The following is a 15,384-nucleotide window of genomic DNA, read 5'->3' on the forward strand; positions in this document are numbered from 1 at the left end:
AATTTTCGAAGTGATGACGAAATGCGGTGCCTTCGGGGATCAGCTTGAACGAGCGGGAACGTCGAGAGAGATATCCGGGGGGCGACACCGCGTGTGACTAGACCTTCCTGTCTTTGGGCCGGGACATAATCTAACTCTTGACCTCATCCGAGGCCTTTGTTACAGTGAGGTTATTGTTCGGTAGATCTTCCGTGAGGATAAGCGATGCCCTCAGCACAGTATGCGTTGTGGTCTATTGTGGGTCTATTTTTCCTCCTGGTGTGCGGCATGATCCTTGCGCTCATGCAGCTTCAGCGGATTGCCAGGCAGGCAGAGGAATATCTCAAGGTGGTTGAGCTTGAATTGCGGCCGACGCTGGTGGAACTGAAGGAGGTCATTCGGAACCTCAATCGTATCTCTGACCAGGTTGCTGGTGGGATGGAGAAAATGGGCGGGACGGTTGACGCGATTGCCGAAGCGGGGCAGACCGTACGCGACGCGAATCAATTGGTACAGCACTTCGTCTTTCCGAAGCTGATCACTGGCGCTGCCTTTACGACCGGCCTTCGGGTCGGCCTGAAGACGCTCATCGTAAGGCTCATGGGAAGGAGGTGACGGACATGAGTGAAGAACGAGGATGTGCCCCTGCATCTGTTGCCCTCGCGTTTATCATTGGCGGCGCGCTTGGAGCAAGTGTGGCGCTGCTATTCGCTCCGGATGGAGGCCGGCAAACCCGCACTCGCCTCAGAGGTCTCGCGACAGACGTCAAGGATCGAAGTACCGATCTCGTTGAGGATGTCAAAGACCGGGTCGAGGATGCGCTCGGGGCAGGCAAAGAAATCTTTGAAGAAAAAAAGACAATTCTCACCGCCGCCTACCAGGCCGGCAAGGAGGCGATGGAGAGAGAACGAGGCAAGCTATCAGAGAGATGATCGCCTATTACGGCATCTCGACGGGCGTTCTCGGATCGGGAGGGGGCGCCCGTTTTAGTTTTATAGGTCGAGATACAGGAACCCGACAGGCGCGTCATTAGTTCCTCTTCCTGACAACTTGCATCACCTGATCGAGCAGCCGCCCATTCGTGGAGATGGCATTCCCACCACGGATAGTTGGCCGCCCCTCCCAGTCTGTGAAGGTTCCTCCAGACTCCCGCAGGATCGGCAACAGGGCTGCGCAGTCCCAGATGCTCATCACCGGATCGAGCATCACCTCCGCCCGTCCCGTTGCGACCAGGATGTGGCCGTAACAATCGCCCCAACTCCGGTGCATCCGCGTGGCGGCGATCAGATGACGGAAGGCGGGCTCCCGTCCACACGGCTCGAAGCCGGCGCCGTCGGTGTACAGAAGTAGCGCCTCTTTCAGGCCATCCACGCCGGAGACCGCTGCACGCCGCCCATTCCACAAGCAGCCCATCCCACTGCCGGCCCAAACCATCTCGCCCAGCGCGGGGAAATTCGCCACCCCCAGGACGACCTCTCTATCGACCTCCAGTCCAAGCAGGACGCCGAAGAGCGGAACGCCGTGGAGGAAAGAGGCGGTCCCGTCGAGCGGGTCAATGATCCAGGTCCGGCCGGAGTCGCTCTGCTGCTCGCCGAACTCCTCTCCAAGAATGCCATGGTCCGGGTAGGCCTGTCGGATCAGCGCTCGGAGCTTCTCCTCGGCTTTGCGGTCGGCCACCGTCACAAAAGTGCGGTCCGGTTTCCGCTCTGGCGCAAGAGGGGTCTGAAAGTATTCCATCGTAATCTCGCCGGCCTGCCGGGCCGCTTCGACGGCGAAGTCCAGGAGTTTCTGCAGCTCCTCTTTTTCGAGCATTTGCTGCCTCATATCAGGTAGTACGAGCCTTGGCGGCAGGCTCATGAGACGCCATTCCTCCTCGGCCGATTCTGAAAACGCTTCAACACTTCTCAGTCCTCCTCCACAAGGACGAACTCTTCTCTCGGCGCGCCACAGTTCGGACAGTGCGCCGGCGGCCGATCGCCCTGTTGATGGTAGCCGCAGATGAGGCACTTCCAGACGATAGCCATCGCCCTCACCTCCGCGAACAGGTCTGGTACGCGTAATACGTTGTGCCGGGGCCCTCGCCCCATATTATCACCACGATCGGTCCGGGACAATGCGTTGATCGGACAGCGAAGGCTTCGACAGCATCGGATGGATATGGTAGACTACACTCGATTTCACCAGGAGGCGCAATGGAAATCGACGCGATACGTGAGGTGGCACTGCGGGCCGCGAAGGAGGCCGGGGCGATCCTCCGCCAGGGACTGGAGCAGCAGCGAACCATCGAGTTCAAGGGAGTCAAGAACCTCGTGACCGATATGGATCGCCGCTCCGAGGAGGCGATTGCCGACCTTGTTCGACACACGCTGCCGCACCACAGTGTGGTCTGCGAGGAAGGGACCAGACTGGATGGCGACTCCGGATACCGCTGGTACGTGGATCCCCTGGATGGAACCACCAATTACGCCCACGGCTACCCCTGCTACTCCGTGTCGATCGGTGTGGAAAAGGACGGGGAGCTGATCTTCGGGTGCGTCTACGATCCGAGCCAGGAGGAGCTGTTCACCGCCGAGCGAGGTGGAGGGGCCTTTGTAAACGGCAAGCGATTACAGGTCTCGGCCATCGCCGACTTATCGTGCGCGCTGCTGGCCACCGGCTTTCCAAACGATGTCGCGGGTACCAAGGACAACAACCTGGATTATTTTGTAAGGTTTATGAAACGCGCCCAGGGCGTTCGCCGCCCGGGCTCCGCGGCCCTGGATCTGTGTTATGTGGCCGCGGGACGGTTTGACGGCTTCTGGGAGCTGAAGCTATACCCGTGGGACATGGCGGCCGGCGTACTGATGGTTACGGAGGCGGGCGGGCGGGTGACCAATCTTCGCGGCGGGGCACATCGCCTCTCTAATCCCCAGATCGTCGCCAGCAACGGTCTGCTCCATGACGAGATGCTCCGCGTGCTGGCCATCGAGAGTTGATCCCGCTGTCACGTCGCCGAGGTGCTCGTGAGCCGGCGCTTGCGGCCGCTCAAGACCCTTGACAGCGTTATCTCGAGGGCGTAGGCTGTTGCGTAGTTCTCGCGGCCTCTGTACGGCCGCGAAAAAGAACCAAGCGATCATAGAATATCGCAGAAAGGAGATGGTGGATGGCGGGGAAGTTCCAACCGTACCGAGGGGAGAAGCGGCGAAAGGAAGCCGCACGCAAGACCAAGCAGGAGGAGAAGCTCCGCAAGAAGCTGGAGAGGAAAGAGGGCGCACTGCCGACTGAGGAGATCGAATCGGACAAGGGTTCGCCTCCCGCCGAAGAGCCGCCACCCGACCCCGCCTCATAATGCTGAGCGGGTCCAGCGGGTTATGGTCTGGCGATCCGTGCCCGCTTCCGCCCGTGCCGGTCCAGCACTTTCTTGCGCAACCGCAGACTCTTCGGCGTGACCTCCAGCAGTTCGTCTTCTGCCAGATACTCGACACAATTATCCAGACTCATCTGCCTCGGCGGCGTGAGGCGCACCGCAATATCGGAGGTCGAGGACCGCATATTCGTCAGATGCTTCCGCTTCGCGACATTCACCTCCAGGTCTCGCTCCTTGGCCGCCTCGCCCACGACCATCCCTTCATACGCCTCGGTCCCTGGTCCGATGAAGAGGATCCCGCTCCCCTCCGCACTCGCCAGACCGTACGCCGTGGCCACTCCAGCCTCCCACGCGACCAGCGATCCACGGTCACGCGCGCGGATCTCGCCGACCATCGGTTCATAGGCGTGAAATAGGCTGTTGAGCAGCCCGGTCCCGCGCGTCGCGGTCAGGAACGCCTGGCGAAATCCCAGCAACCCTCGCGTAGGGACCGTGAACTCGTAGTGCACGAGCCCCTGGTCGCCAGTCCGCATATCCACCAAACGTCCTCGCCGCACACCCAACATCTCCATGACCAACCCAGCCTGTTCCTCCTGGACCTCGATGCTGACTCGTTCGAATGGCTCCAGCCGCTCCCCACTATGCGGATCGGTCTGAAAGATGACCTCGGGCCTCGAGACCTGCAGTTCATACCCCTCGCGCCGCATCGTCTCGATCAGAACGACCAGGTGTAACTCGCCTCGTCCGGCCACCAGGAAGCTGTCGGGGCTATCTGTGTCGTGGACTCTCAGGCTGACATTGTGTTCGAGCTCCTTAAACAGGCGCTCGCGGAGGCTTCGGCTCGAACTCCATCGTCCCTCTCGCCCCGCAAAGGGGCTGGTGTTGACGCTGAAGGTCATCTGTACGGTCGGCTCGTCGACCCGGATCGGGGGAAGGGCCAGAGGGTTATCCTTGTCGGCAATCGTCTCCCCGATTCCAATCTCCTCAAGGCCGGCCACCGCCACGATCTCGCCCGCCAGCGCCTCCTCGACCTCGACTCGGCCTAACCCCTGATGCACAAAGACCTGCGCCACCTTGTCGGGGTGCCAGGTTCCATCCTTGGCGATTCGAATGACCTCCTGGGCTCGGCGCAGACGGCCGGCGTACAGGCGGCCGATGGCGATCCGGCCCTTATAATCATCATAGGCCAGGAGATTGACCAGCATCTGCGTGGGACCATCCGGCTCCACCGCGGGGGGAGGCAGAGATCTGAGGATCGTGTCAAACAGGGGCTGCAGGTCAGGCGTCAGCGTGGTCGGTGTGTAGCCAGCCTGTCCACGGAGGGCATCTGTGTAGACAATCGGGAAGTCCGCCTGCTCTTCGGTTGCCCCTAGATCGATGAACAGATCGAAGGTAGCATTGGCCACATAGTCGGTTCTGGCATTGGCGCGATCGATCTTATTGATCACCACGACCACCTTGTGCTGGCGTTCCAGGGCCTTGCGCAGGACGAACCGGGTCTGGGGCATCGGTCCATCCACGGCATCTACCAGCAGCAACACGCCGTCCACCATGTTCAGAACTCGCTCGACCTCGCCCCCGAAGTCGGCGTGTCCCGGCGTATCCACAATGTTGATTTTCACGTCTCCGTAGGTCACAGCGGTATTCTTGGCCAGGATGGTGATGCCGCGCTCCCGCTCCAGCGGGTTGGAATCCATAACCCGTTCGACCATCACCTGGTTGTCTCTGAAGATACGGCTCTGCTTCAGCATAGCATCCACGAGCGTCGTCTTGCCATGGTCTACGTGTGCGATGATGGCCAGATTCCTGAGATCGGTGCGCTGCTGTGTCATAATGCCTTCTTTGATGCGATGATGGATCGTGCGACCTGTCTGCGTGCATCGCACAGGCAGGCGTGCCCGGCAGTAGGTGGCACGAACGCGGAAAATGTATCGTACATTCGAAACCCAGTATGGGGAGGCGCGAGAAAGGTCAGAGCCCGAGGGGAAACCGGCTGCGGACCTGCTGGGGCCGTTTCAACAGATGCGGAGATCACGTTGAAACGGCACGAGTCCATCACCTCACGAATTGGCCAAAGTGTATCGCAAAAGGACGGCGTCGTCAAATAATTCCTGCATTGAGCGAGGCGAGACTTTCCCGTTGCGCCACGCAGCTCGGAGGCGTACTATTCTTTGGTACCTTCCTGCCGCGCGCCGCGTGGCGCAGGCAGGTGCGTGAGCGGTTCAGTTGGCTGTGTCACACCGATGGAGGATGAAGAATGAAGAGAGCTCGATACGTAACGATGCTTGCAACGGCTGTGGCGGTGATCCTGGCCATGGCGACTGGGCTCGCACTGGCCGAGGCGCCAGAAAAGGCGCCGGCCAAAGGTAAAGCTGACAGTCCCGGAATTCAGAAAGGCTCCACCGTGAAGCTTGAGTACAGACTGTCGGACGAAAAGGGGGCAGTCTTGGATACCAATGAAGGGAAGGAGCCCTTAATCTACACCCATGGGCAGGGACAGATCATCCCGGGGTTGGAGAAGGCGCTGGGCGGCCTGCACGTAGGCGATGCGAAGCACGTCGTGGTCTCGCCCGATGAGGCCTATGGACCGATCAGGCCCGAGGCGTTCGTTGAGATCCCTAAAGAACGCATTCCGGAGAAATCGCAGACAGTCGGGGCCCATCTCGTGGCCCAAGGTAAGGACGGGCAGCCCTTGCACGCCTTCGTAAAAGAGGTCAAGGAGAAAACGGTCGTCCTGGACACCAATCATCCGTTGGCAGGGAAGGCGTTGACCTTCGACATCAAGATCGTCGGCGTCGAGGCTGCGCAAAGCAAGTAGAAGGGCTGGTAGGCGCCAAGACCGACGGCTGCGGCGCTCACTCCAGGTAGACGAGGCCCTGGCGGTCGATATCGAGAAGATGCGCGCGGTTTTCAATTCCGAACTCTCGCCGCCAGCGTTCGCTCATCCTGTGGCCGATCCCCTCGCCGTTTCCGCTGACCAGCGCAAGCAGCGAGGAGCCCGCACCGCTCAGGCAGGTTGCCAGCGCGCCCGCTTGACGACCCTCTTCCAACACCACCTCCATCCCCGGGAGCAATGCGGCCCGGTAGGGTTGGTGGAGGCGGTCTTCAGTCCCCGGCGCCAGCAGTTCTGGACGGTCGGTGGCAAGACCCGTCAGCAGGAGGGCCAGGCGGGTCAGGTTGAAAACGGCATCAGCAAACGGGACCTGCTTGGGGAGCACCTCCCGCGCGCACTTTGTCGCAAGCTTGACCTCCGGGATCACGACTACTGCCTTCAGGTAAACGGGAACGGGGACCTTGGCGGTCACGACGCGGCCCGCGACGATGGCGGAAGCCGTGAGGCCTCCCATCAAGGCCGGCGTCACATTGTCGGGGTGACCTTCGAACGGGAGGGCTCTGGCGAGAAGCTCATCCGTCGAGAACTGAACGCCGGCCAGACGGGCGGCGGCGGCGATCCCGGCGAGACATGCCGCGGCGCTGCTGCCAAGACCACGCCCCAACGGGATCCGGTTAATCTGGCGTATTCGCAGTCCGGCAGGCTGGAAGCCCACGTCCCGGAACGTTGCCTGCGCCGCCCGAACCGTGAGGTTGCGCTCACCCGCCTGCTCCAGCTCGACCTTCCCCTCACCCTCGACCTGGAGCTGGAACCCCACAGCCTCGTCGATAAGCTCCACCTCGTTGTACAGGCTCAGCGCCATTCCGAGTGTGTCGAACCCCGGTCCAAGGTTGGCCGTTGAGGCCGGCACCCTCACTCTTACCAGTCTCATCGATCGCTCTCCTCTTATGACTTCCGCTTCCGGCATAGGCGGTCCCCACCATATACCGTAATTTGTCAATCCCCGCAAGGAGTAGTTGGCGGGCAAATCTCCTTGACTCTCGCAGCGTTTGACGCTATAAGACGAAAGGCCCTTCAGACGCAAGGAGCGAAGAATGCTACAAGGTCGGACCATCGGGTTTGTCGGGGCCGGCAATATGGCCGAGGCGATGATTCGCGGTCTGCTCGAAGCCAAGCTGGTGACCGCCGATCAGATCATCGCCTCGGACATCGTCGAGGCGAAGCGACAGCAGATCCAATTGCGCTACGGCATCCAGACTGTAACCGAGGGCCGCGATGTCGGGCTGAAGGCGTCGATCCTGGCTCTGGCTGTCAAACCCCAGGATATGGAGGCGGCATTACAAGGGATCGCCGCTTCTGTGGATCAGACCAAGACGATCATCTCGATTGCCGCCGGTATCACGATCGCCTTTATCGCCGAGCGCCTGCCCGCCAAGGCGCGGATCGTTCGCGTCATGCCTAACGCCCCGGCCCTGGTTCTGGCCGGCGCCGCCGGCATTGCGAAGGGTGAGCATGCGACGGCTGAAGATCTACAGATTGCGGAAGCGATCTTTTCCGCAGTTGGGAGGGTAGTTGTTGTTGAGGAGAAACACCTGGACGCCGTAACGGGGCTGAGCGGTAGCGGTCCCGCCTACGTATTCCTGTTTGTTGAAGCGCTGGCCGACGCCGGTGTCAAGGTAGGGCTTGCGCGGGATATCGCCGGACTGCTGGCCGCTCAAACCGTCCTGGGCGCCGCAAAGATGGTGCTTGAAAGCGGGCGCCATCCGGCAGAGCTGAAGGATATGGTCGCCTCTCCCGGCGGTACGACCATTGCCGGGCTGTATGCCCTGGAGCGCGGCGGATTGCGTGGGACCCTCATAGAGGCGGTAGAGGCGGCCACGATTCGATCTCGAGAGTTAGGCAGGAGATAATTCACCATGCCGTTTGTCGCCCACTTCATCGATGCATTTGCGTCCGTCCTGAATACCGTATTGTGGATCTACACCTGGCTCTTTATCATCCGGGCGCTGCTCTCCTGGGTCAATCCCGATCCGTGGAACCCGATCGTCCAGCTCCTCGCTCGCGCCACCGACCCGGTGCTGCGACCGATTCAGCAATTGATCCCGACATGGCGATTGGGGATCGATATCTCTCCCGTCATCGCGATCCTGGCGTGCCAGTTTATCCAGCGGTGGCTTGTGCCTTCCCTCCAAGAGCTGGCCTGGAACCTCCGCTGATGGTTGCCGTTCGGCAGGAGGGCGAGACCGCCTCCTTTCGTGTTCACCTGCAGCCGAAGGCATCCCGCGACGCGATCGTCGGCGAAGTCGATGGTGTCCTACGGCTCCGGGTAACCGCACCGCCGGTGGAAGGACGGGCCAACGAGGCCTGCCTCCGTCTGCTCGCCAAGGTCCTCGATTTGCCGGTATCCCGACTTCGAATCGTCGTCGGAACCCACGCTCGCGTGAAAACTATCCGGATCGTCGGAACCTCAGCCGATCTCCTCCGTACGGCACTCTGCAACCTGCTGGAGCCCCCAAAGCTGTAACTCTGGCAGAGATCGAGGCATACGCATCTCTCATCAAGCCGGAGCCAATCTTTCAGAACCTGCCGTGGAAGTGGGGATAGAGAACCCCACGACATCCTCGCCCCCATCTACCCCGATCACGTTACCTGTCATCCAGTAGGTCTCCGGACGGCTCAAGACAACGAGCGTTGCGGCAACGTCCTCCGGCGTAGTGAGGCGGCCGGAGGGATTCATCGCCAGCGCGGTCTGAACGATCTCCTGGCTTCCGGGGATCTTCCGGAGGGCCGGAGTATCGGTGACCCCTGCGCGGATAGCGTTCGCCGTAATCCCCAAGGAGGCCAGCTCCATCGCGAGCTGTCGGATGTGCGACTCGAGGGCCGCCTTAGCCGCCGATACGGCGCCATAGCCGGACCACACCCGCGTCCCGCCGGAACTGGTCATCGCATACACCCGTCCACCGCGAACCATCAACTTTCGCATCACCAGGTCCTGAACCCAATAGACGAGACTGTGCGCCATCACATCCAGGGTCATATCCATCTGGGCTTGGCTGATGGCGTCCTTGGGCGAAGGGGCGAGGAACGGCTTCAAGGTGCCGAAGGCGAGGGAGTGTAGTATCACCTTCACCGACGAAGGTTCCCCTCGACCGGCCAGGATCTTCTCCATTTGATCCAGGACGTCACGCCGTTTTTCCGGATCGGAGGCGTTCACGTTGAAGAACACCGCTTCCCGCCCCGCCTGTTTGATCTCGGTGATAATTCGGTCCACATTCGGCATGGTTGCCTTGCGGTCCAGGTGTATGCCAAAGATATGCATCCCTGCTTTGGCCAGGGCAAGAGAGGCGGCTCCACCGAAGCCGCTGGAGGCCCCCAGGATCAGGGTCCACCCCTGCAGTCCCGGACTCTTCGATTGTGTTGTCATGCACTCCTCTGCGCAGCCGCGCTTGGCTTAGGCTGATCAGGATGGGATGCGGAATCATGTCCCTTCGTACCAATCAGGCCAAGCTGGTACATGAGCCCCAGGAAATCATGCTGTGCCCATCGCTCCACGATCTTCCCGTCCTCGAACCGGTAGATGACAATACCGGTCATCTCCAGCCGCTTCCCGGTCGGCGAGACACCAAAAAGTTCGCCCGTATGCATTCCAGCCGCAGTCATTCTGACCACCACCCGGTCTCCCTCGGCAATCAGATCGTGAATAACGGGGTTGCCCTCTGGGGCCGCGGATGCAAAAGTCCTGAACGTCTGCTTGATCGCTTCAAGTCCGGGCTTGAGACCGGGAATCGGCGGCGGATCGTGGTAGACAAGATTGGGAGAGAAAAACTCATCCATCGCCGAGAATTTGAACCCTTCGGCGTAGAGGCGACGCACCAGACGCTTGTTGTCTTCCGTCGACATCTGACACCTCCCACACTGCTGTTGTATGCGCGGGGCTATGCGCCACATCCATCTGTGGCCTACGCGTTTATTACGGATTGCATTTCAGTCAACCAGAAAGTGTTTGGCAGGTCAAGAAATAAATTTGAAAAGGGCGATGCGTTGACAATCCGGATTCAGACAGTTATGATGGTGCATTTCTGATCCAGCAAAACGTAAACCGTCCTGTACTGGAGGGAACAATGATTGTCGTGGCAAATAGAGTGCCTGTCACAAAAGGGTATGAAAGCGAGTTTGAGAAGCGATTCGACAAGCGCTTGAGCGTTGTGGAGCGCATGCCGGGATTTATCCGAAACGAGATCCTTCGGCCTATCGTAGGCGATTACTATATCCTCATGACTCATTGGGAAAGCCGGGAGACGTTCGAAGCCTGGACCCAGAGCGAAGAGTTCAAGCAGGTCCACGCCAACTTGGCGCCCAAGGAGATGTGTCCCGGTCCCAACGGCTTCGAGATACACGAGGTCATCCTGGTATCGGAGAAGAAACCGTAGGGACGGACAGGGTCCTGGTAAGGGGGCTGCGCTAGGCCAGAGATTGGTACTGCATCTCATAGAGCCGGCTGTAGAGCCCGCCATAGGCCAGGAGTTCCTGATGCGTCCCCTCCTCCCGGATGCGCCCCTTGTGCAGGACGATAATCCGATCGACGAACTGGATGGTAGAGAGACGGTGGGCAATAATCAGGGCGGTCCGCCCGAGCAGCAGCTCTCTTAGCGCATCCTGAATCAGCAACTCCGTGGCCGTGTCTACCGAACTGGTCGCTTCGTCCAGGATCAGGATCGGCCTGTCGAAGGCCAACGCCCTGGCGAACGAGAGAAGCTGACGTTCGCCCTGGGAGAGCGTCGAGCCGCGCTCCTCCACAACGGCACGGAATGCGCCGGGCAGCCGCTCGATAACACCCTGGGCATGAACGCGCCGCGCCGCTTCAACCATCTGCGCTTCTGAGATAGCCGGATCGCCGAGACTGATATTGCGGGCAATATCTCCGGAGAAAAGAAAGACATCCTGCAGCACCAACCCCAGATGCCTTCGTAAGGTCCGCTTGTCCCATTCCCGCACGTCGATACCGTCGATGCGAACACTGCCGCGCTGGACGTCATAGAACCGGCACAGAGCTGAGATGATCGAGGTCTTCCCGGCGCCCGTAGCACCGACTAAAGCCACCTTTTCGCCCGGAGCCACCTTGAAGGAGATCCCCTTGAGGACCGGCTCTCCAGCCGTGTACGAGAGCCAGACATCCCTGAACTCGATCTCGCCGCGCAGGCGAACGGGGTGGGTGGGCGTGGCAGGTTCCGCCAGCGATTCCTGCACCTCGAGCAGCTTGAATACCCGTTCACTCGATGCCATTGCCGCCTGCAGGATGTTGTATTTCTCTGCCAGATCGCGGATCGGCGTGAAGAGGCGGTTTACATACTGGACAAAGGCGATGATGACGCCGGGGAGGACCCGTTCATCGAGGATCATGGCGCCACCCGCCCAGAGCACGAGGCCGATGGTGATGGCGCTGAAGAGCTCGATTGAGGGGAAGAAAACCGCATTGTACTGGATGCTCTTGATCAGCACATCCCTATGCTGGGTGTTGATCTCTTTGAACCTGCGGAAGTGACGCGCCTCCTGCCCGAATGCCTGGATGGTGGCCATACCGGAGATATTCTCCTGGAGGTACGCATTCATCCGGGCCAGGATCCGTCGGCTGTCGCGGTAGTTCTCGCGCGCCCGCTTGCGATAGGCGGCCGTCGCGGGCAGGATGAATGGAAAGGTAGCGAATGAGATCAATGCCAGGCGCCAGTCCAACGCCACCATGGCCACCGCGACCCCGATCAACGTCAGCAGATCGCCCAGTAGCGCGACGACCCCCGATCCGAACAGCTCGTTCAGGGTCTCCACGTCGTTGATGACTCTGGTCATGAGCCGGCCGACCGGATTCCTGTCGAAGAAGGCCAGATCCTGTCGTTGCAGGTGGGTGAAAAGCTGCACCCTGAGATCATGCATGGCCCGCTGGCCGGTAGACTGCATGGTGTAGCTCTGGGCGTATTGCGAGAGGAACCCGATGAGCACGGTGATCAGATAGGCCAGGACAGCGACATTTAGGCCGTGCAGGTCGCGGGTGGCAATGTAGGTATCGATCGCGATCTTGGTAATATACGGCCCAAGCAGTTGCATCCCTGTGGTCAGGAACAGAAGCAGCATGGAGACGACGATCCACCACCGATACGGCGCGAGGTACATGAGCAGCCGACGTATCAGTTGGGCATCGTAAGCTTTGCCCAGCAGTTCATCCTCCTGATGACCCTGCTCTGCCTTCACAGCCGCGCCCCTCCATTGTCGCTCAGGGCATCTAGCTCCCGAGTCAACAACTGCCGACGATACAGACGGTAGTAGTGACCGCGCAAGGTGAGTAGCGCTTCGTGGCTACCCCGTTCCACGATCCGACCATCCTTCAGGTAGATAATCTGGTCAGCCGCCATGACCGTCGAGATCCGGTGCGAGATCATGATCGCGGTCCGCCCGCGCATGAACCCTTTCAACTGTTCGAGGATCCGCTCCTCGGTCTCGGTGTCCACGCTGGAGAAGGCGTCGTCCAGGATCAGGATAGGCGGGTTCTTGATGATGGCCCGAGCCAACGCTGTCCGTTGTTTCTGGCCGCCGGACAACCTCACCCCCCGCTCCCCCAGCATCGTCTCGAATTGATGGGTGAACCCCTGGATGCTGGGTGTTAATTGGGCGAGATCGGCCGCCATCTCGAGCTCCTCCGATGTGGCGCCCCCGTTGCCGAATAGGATGTTTTCCCGGATGGTGTCGGAGAACAGAAAGATGTCTTGGGAGACCAGACCGATCGCGTGCTTCAGGGTCTGCAGAGGCAATTCACGCAACTCGATGTCGTCGATGAAAATGGTTCCAGGCGGCGCCTCGTGCAGGCGCGGCAAGAGGCTGACCAGCGTGCTTTTGCCGGCACCGGTCTCGCCCACCACCCCGCACCAGGTACCGGCCGGGATCGTGAGGGTGATCCCTTGCAGGGCAAGCGGCGCATCGGGGGCATAGCGAAACGACAGGTTGCGGAACTCGATCTTGCCGTGTAATGCCGAGATCTGCTCAGTTCCCGGCGTCTGATATCCCGCCGCAACCGGCGCATCCAGAATCTCAACAAGGCGAGCCAGCGCAGCCGAACTGCGCTGATACAGTGTGATCACGTACCCAACCGCCATCATGGGCCAGGTGAGCATGGCTAGATATCCGTAGAAGGCGGCCAGTTCCCCGAGAGACATGGTTTGCATAGCCACCTTACGGCCGCCGAGCCATAAGACGACTGTAGCGGCCAAGCCGGACAGAAAGCTCGTGACCGGCCAGAAATACCCCCAGCGCTTGACCAGTTCGAGGTTCTTGACCCGATACTCCTGACTCAGCCCACCAAAATACCCCTGTTGGTTCTCCTCCTGCACGTAGGCTTGGACAACCCGAATGCCGGCCAGATTCTCCTGGACAAATGTGCTGAGCGTGCTCAGGTGCCGCTGGATATCCCGATACCGGTTAAAGATGCGATTGCCGGCGACGAGCATGATAGCGGTGATGCCGGGTAAGGGCAGAAGGCTCCACAGCGTCAGCCACGGATCGATCACCACCATCAACAGCAGGCTGGCGGACATCATCAATACGGCGTCGAGCATGGCCATGGCCCCCATTCCCAGCATCTCGCGGAGGGAGACCATATCGTTCGTCAGCCGCGACATCAGATCGCCGGTTTTGGTGTGGGTGAAGTAACTGAGCGGCAGGCGCTGCAGGTGGGCAAAGATGGCGTTCCTGAAATCCCACTCGATATGCCGCGAGAACCCGAACACGTGGGTCCGCCAGAAGTAGCGAAAGACCACCTGCACGCCGGCGGCCAGCGCAATCAGGGCAGGATACTTCCAGAGGGCGACGGCCCGCCCCGGACCGGCCAGGAAGGTATCCAGGGCATCCTTGGTCAGCCATGGGATAGCGAGCCCGCACAGGTCAGTCCCGACCAGCGCAGCGAGGCCGATGAACAGGAACCGCCGGTATCGGTACAGGTACGGTCGAAGCCTCGCAAATTTGGCGAAAATCTCACGTCTCCGTGTATAAATGTGAGGAATTTGGACCAGTCAATGAGACGATTGTACGTTAGCCCACGAACCTTGTAAAGTCATTGCAGGCCGCTATGGCCTTAGGTCAAACTGGGATTAACAGGGCGGGATTGTGGCCTGTGCGAGTGAATGCTAGGTATCGTCTTCGAGGGCGTTCTTGGGGGTGGTATAGCCGTGCCTCTCGATCAGCAGGGTGTAACAGGCCGGGCAGGAGGTGTGGCTCATAGGGTCCTACCAGGAATCACCGCCCAAGCGCAGCGGCGGTGCGTAGCGCCGTCAACGGCAGCGCTTAAGCGCTGCCGTCACCATTCTACAATAGCTACATCACTTTGGATCTACAACCTCTGAAAGTCAAAAAAGTTCGTTGCTAAAAACTGCTGCTCCAAGCTGTTGCATGTTCTCCAAATAGATCGATAGTTGTTCTTGAATAGGTACAAACCCTCGTTGCCCTTCTCTAACAGGAAAGAGGTGAGCAATTTGTAACCTGTCTCCTTCAGGCTCTTTAACTATAGCAGCTTGTACATTTAAGAAAGTCCTATGAGCAAAATTTCGATATCCACGGACTTCAAAATACCAATTGCTATTCCACGCACTTTCTAATATGAGATACTTCTTGTCCAACTCGGCCCGATCTTTTTTAGCTTTTTTGGCCTTGTCTTGTATCTTCAACCATTCAACATCCTTCTCCGGAATGCCCAAATCATATCTTTGGTTTACCCACTGTAACATCGTGTCAAACGTCGCCACTAGCTCCCATAAGAACGCCCGCAAGTGCTGGTGGAACAGATTCACCTCACCTTGTCTCTCTGTCTTAGTGTGATCGTCTAGCAGGTTGTTGAAAAACCCTATTTTTTCGGCTGATTGCCTGTGGTAACTAATTGATTTATCAAGATAGTAATTTCCGGATTTTGGGATTTTCAACAGCCTGCTAGGGTCTTATCTTCCTCCCAAAGGGTCTGCATCCCGGGACTATCTAACAGCTCTTTAACTCTACTCAGGTGATAGACCGCGCTGTAGAAAGCAAAGTGCGTGTGGTGCGCCAAATCCATGGAGGGGAAGATTCTGTGAGGTCTTGTCAAGAGGTGTGCAAACAAAAGTTAGGCGGCAACCCTCCACTCGTGCTCCATCACCCGGACACCATTGACAAAGGTGGCGCCGTGATACACCTCCTGCAACAACTCCGGGGCGTG

The 15,384-nt window shown here is 59.4% G+C and carries 17 protein-coding genes; 9 read left to right on the plus strand and 8 right to left on the minus strand.

Annotated elements, in window-relative coordinates:
• Positions 1–204 precede the first annotated feature (204 nt).
• Together KGL31_12115 and KGL31_12120 are read left to right on the plus strand one after the other, a co-directional pair.
• On the plus strand, positions 205–594 hold the full coding sequence (locus KGL31_12115; protein MDE2322637.1) for a DUF948 domain-containing protein: 390 nt from the start codon (positions 205–207) through the stop codon (positions 592–594).
• A gap of 5 nt (positions 595–599) precedes the next feature.
• Positions 600–911 (plus strand): YtxH domain-containing protein, encoded by a 312-nt coding sequence (locus tag KGL31_12120; GenBank protein ID MDE2322638.1) that lies wholly within the window; start codon positions 600–602, stop codon positions 909–911.
• 97 nt (positions 912–1,008) lie between these two features.
• Here the strand turns inward: KGL31_12120 and KGL31_12125 are convergent, their stop codons facing one another.
• Positions 1,009–1,791: an inositol monophosphatase family protein gene (locus KGL31_12125; GenBank protein MDE2322639.1), complete on the minus strand. Its 783-nt coding sequence runs from the start codon at positions 1,789–1,791 to the stop codon at positions 1,009–1,011.
• A 380-nt stretch (positions 1,792–2,171) separates the two neighbouring features.
• Here KGL31_12125 and KGL31_12130 point away from each other — a divergent pair, with 380 nt between their 5' ends.
• Positions 2,172–2,954: an inositol monophosphatase gene (locus tag KGL31_12130; GenBank protein MDE2322640.1), complete on the plus strand. Its 783-nt coding sequence runs from the start codon at positions 2,172–2,174 to the stop codon at positions 2,952–2,954.
• Positions 2,955–3,121: 167 nt separating this feature from the next.
• Complete coding sequence (locus KGL31_12135) at positions 3,122–3,307, plus strand: hypothetical protein (GenBank protein MDE2322641.1); 186 nt, start codon at positions 3,122–3,124, stop codon at positions 3,305–3,307.
• Between the two features lie 20 nt (positions 3,308–3,327).
• Here KGL31_12135 and typA read toward each other — a convergent pair whose 3' ends face one another.
• The gene (gene typA, locus KGL31_12140; GenBank protein MDE2322642.1) at positions 3,328–5,157 is read right to left on the minus strand and encodes a translational GTPase TypA; all 1,830 of its coding nucleotides are present in this window, start codon (positions 5,155–5,157) and stop codon (positions 3,328–3,330) included.
• A gap of 425 nt (positions 5,158–5,582) precedes the next feature.
• Between typA and KGL31_12145 the strand changes: the two genes are divergently transcribed.
• The gene (locus KGL31_12145) at positions 5,583–6,143 is read left to right on the plus strand and encodes a peptidylprolyl isomerase (protein ID MDE2322643.1); all 561 of its coding nucleotides are present in this window, start codon (positions 5,583–5,585) and stop codon (positions 6,141–6,143) included.
• 37 nt (positions 6,144–6,180) lie between these two features.
• Here KGL31_12145 and KGL31_12150 read toward each other — a convergent pair whose 3' ends face one another.
• Positions 6,181–7,089, minus strand: a complete 909-nt coding sequence (locus KGL31_12150; protein MDE2322644.1) for a homoserine kinase — start codon at positions 7,087–7,089, stop codon at positions 6,181–6,183.
• A gap of 163 nt (positions 7,090–7,252) precedes the next feature.
• On the opposite strand from KGL31_12150, the gene proC reads away from it, so the two are divergent.
• The 3 genes from proC to KGL31_12165 are packed head-to-tail and all read left to right on the plus strand — an operon-like array spanning position 7,253 to position 8,682.
• A complete protein-coding gene (gene proC, locus KGL31_12155) occupies positions 7,253–8,068 on the plus strand; it encodes a pyrroline-5-carboxylate reductase (GenBank protein ID MDE2322645.1) in 816 nt (271 codons plus the stop codon).
• Between the two features lie 6 nt (positions 8,069–8,074).
• Positions 8,075–8,374 (plus strand): YggT family protein, encoded by a 300-nt coding sequence (locus KGL31_12160; GenBank protein ID MDE2322646.1) that lies wholly within the window; start codon positions 8,075–8,077, stop codon positions 8,372–8,374.
• Positions 8,374–8,682 carry a DUF167 domain-containing protein gene (locus KGL31_12165; GenBank protein ID MDE2322647.1) on the plus strand — a complete coding sequence of 103 codons (309 nt, stop codon included), beginning with the start codon at positions 8,374–8,376 and terminating at the stop codon, positions 8,680–8,682. The genes KGL31_12160 and KGL31_12165 overlap by 1 nt, the downstream gene beginning before the upstream one ends.
• Positions 8,683–8,715: 33 nt before the next feature.
• On the opposite strand, the gene KGL31_12170 is transcribed toward KGL31_12165, so the two are convergent.
• Together KGL31_12170 and KGL31_12175 are read right to left on the minus strand one after the other, a co-directional pair.
• Entirely contained in the window at positions 8,716–9,582 is an 867-nt protein-coding gene (locus KGL31_12170; protein ID MDE2322648.1) for an SDR family oxidoreductase, read from the minus strand.
• Entirely contained in the window at positions 9,579–10,058 is a 480-nt protein-coding gene (locus KGL31_12175; GenBank protein ID MDE2322649.1) for an ester cyclase, read from the minus strand. Before KGL31_12175 ends, KGL31_12170 begins: the two co-directional genes overlap by 4 nt.
• A gap of 221 nt (positions 10,059–10,279) precedes the next feature.
• Here KGL31_12175 and KGL31_12180 point away from each other — a divergent pair, with 221 nt between their 5' ends.
• Complete coding sequence (locus tag KGL31_12180; GenBank protein MDE2322650.1) at positions 10,280–10,588, plus strand: antibiotic biosynthesis monooxygenase; 309 nt, start codon at positions 10,280–10,282, stop codon at positions 10,586–10,588.
• A 31-nt stretch (positions 10,589–10,619) separates the two neighbouring features.
• Here the strand turns inward: KGL31_12180 and KGL31_12185 are convergent, their stop codons facing one another.
• The 3 genes from KGL31_12185 to KGL31_12195 all read right to left on the minus strand — a co-directional run bounded on the left by KGL31_12185 (position 10,620) and on the right by KGL31_12195 (position 15,115).
• A complete protein-coding gene (locus tag KGL31_12185; protein ID MDE2322651.1) occupies positions 10,620–12,401 on the minus strand; it encodes an ABC transporter ATP-binding protein in 1,782 nt (593 codons plus the stop codon).
• Positions 12,398–13,960, minus strand: coding sequence for an ABC transporter ATP-binding protein (locus KGL31_12190; protein ID MDE2322652.1), 1,563 nt, complete (start codon positions 13,958–13,960; stop codon positions 12,398–12,400). Before KGL31_12190 ends, KGL31_12185 begins: the two co-directional genes overlap by 4 nt.
• Positions 13,961–14,545: 585 nt before the next feature.
• Positions 14,546–15,115: a hypothetical protein gene (locus KGL31_12195; protein MDE2322653.1), complete on the minus strand. Its 570-nt coding sequence runs from the start codon at positions 15,113–15,115 to the stop codon at positions 14,546–14,548.
• Between the last annotated feature and the right edge of the window lie 269 nt (positions 15,116–15,384).

This window comes from Candidatus Methylomirabilota bacterium (genome assembly GCA_028870115.1).
GTDB lineage: Bacteria > Methylomirabilota > Methylomirabilia > Methylomirabilales > Methylomirabilaceae > Methylomirabilis.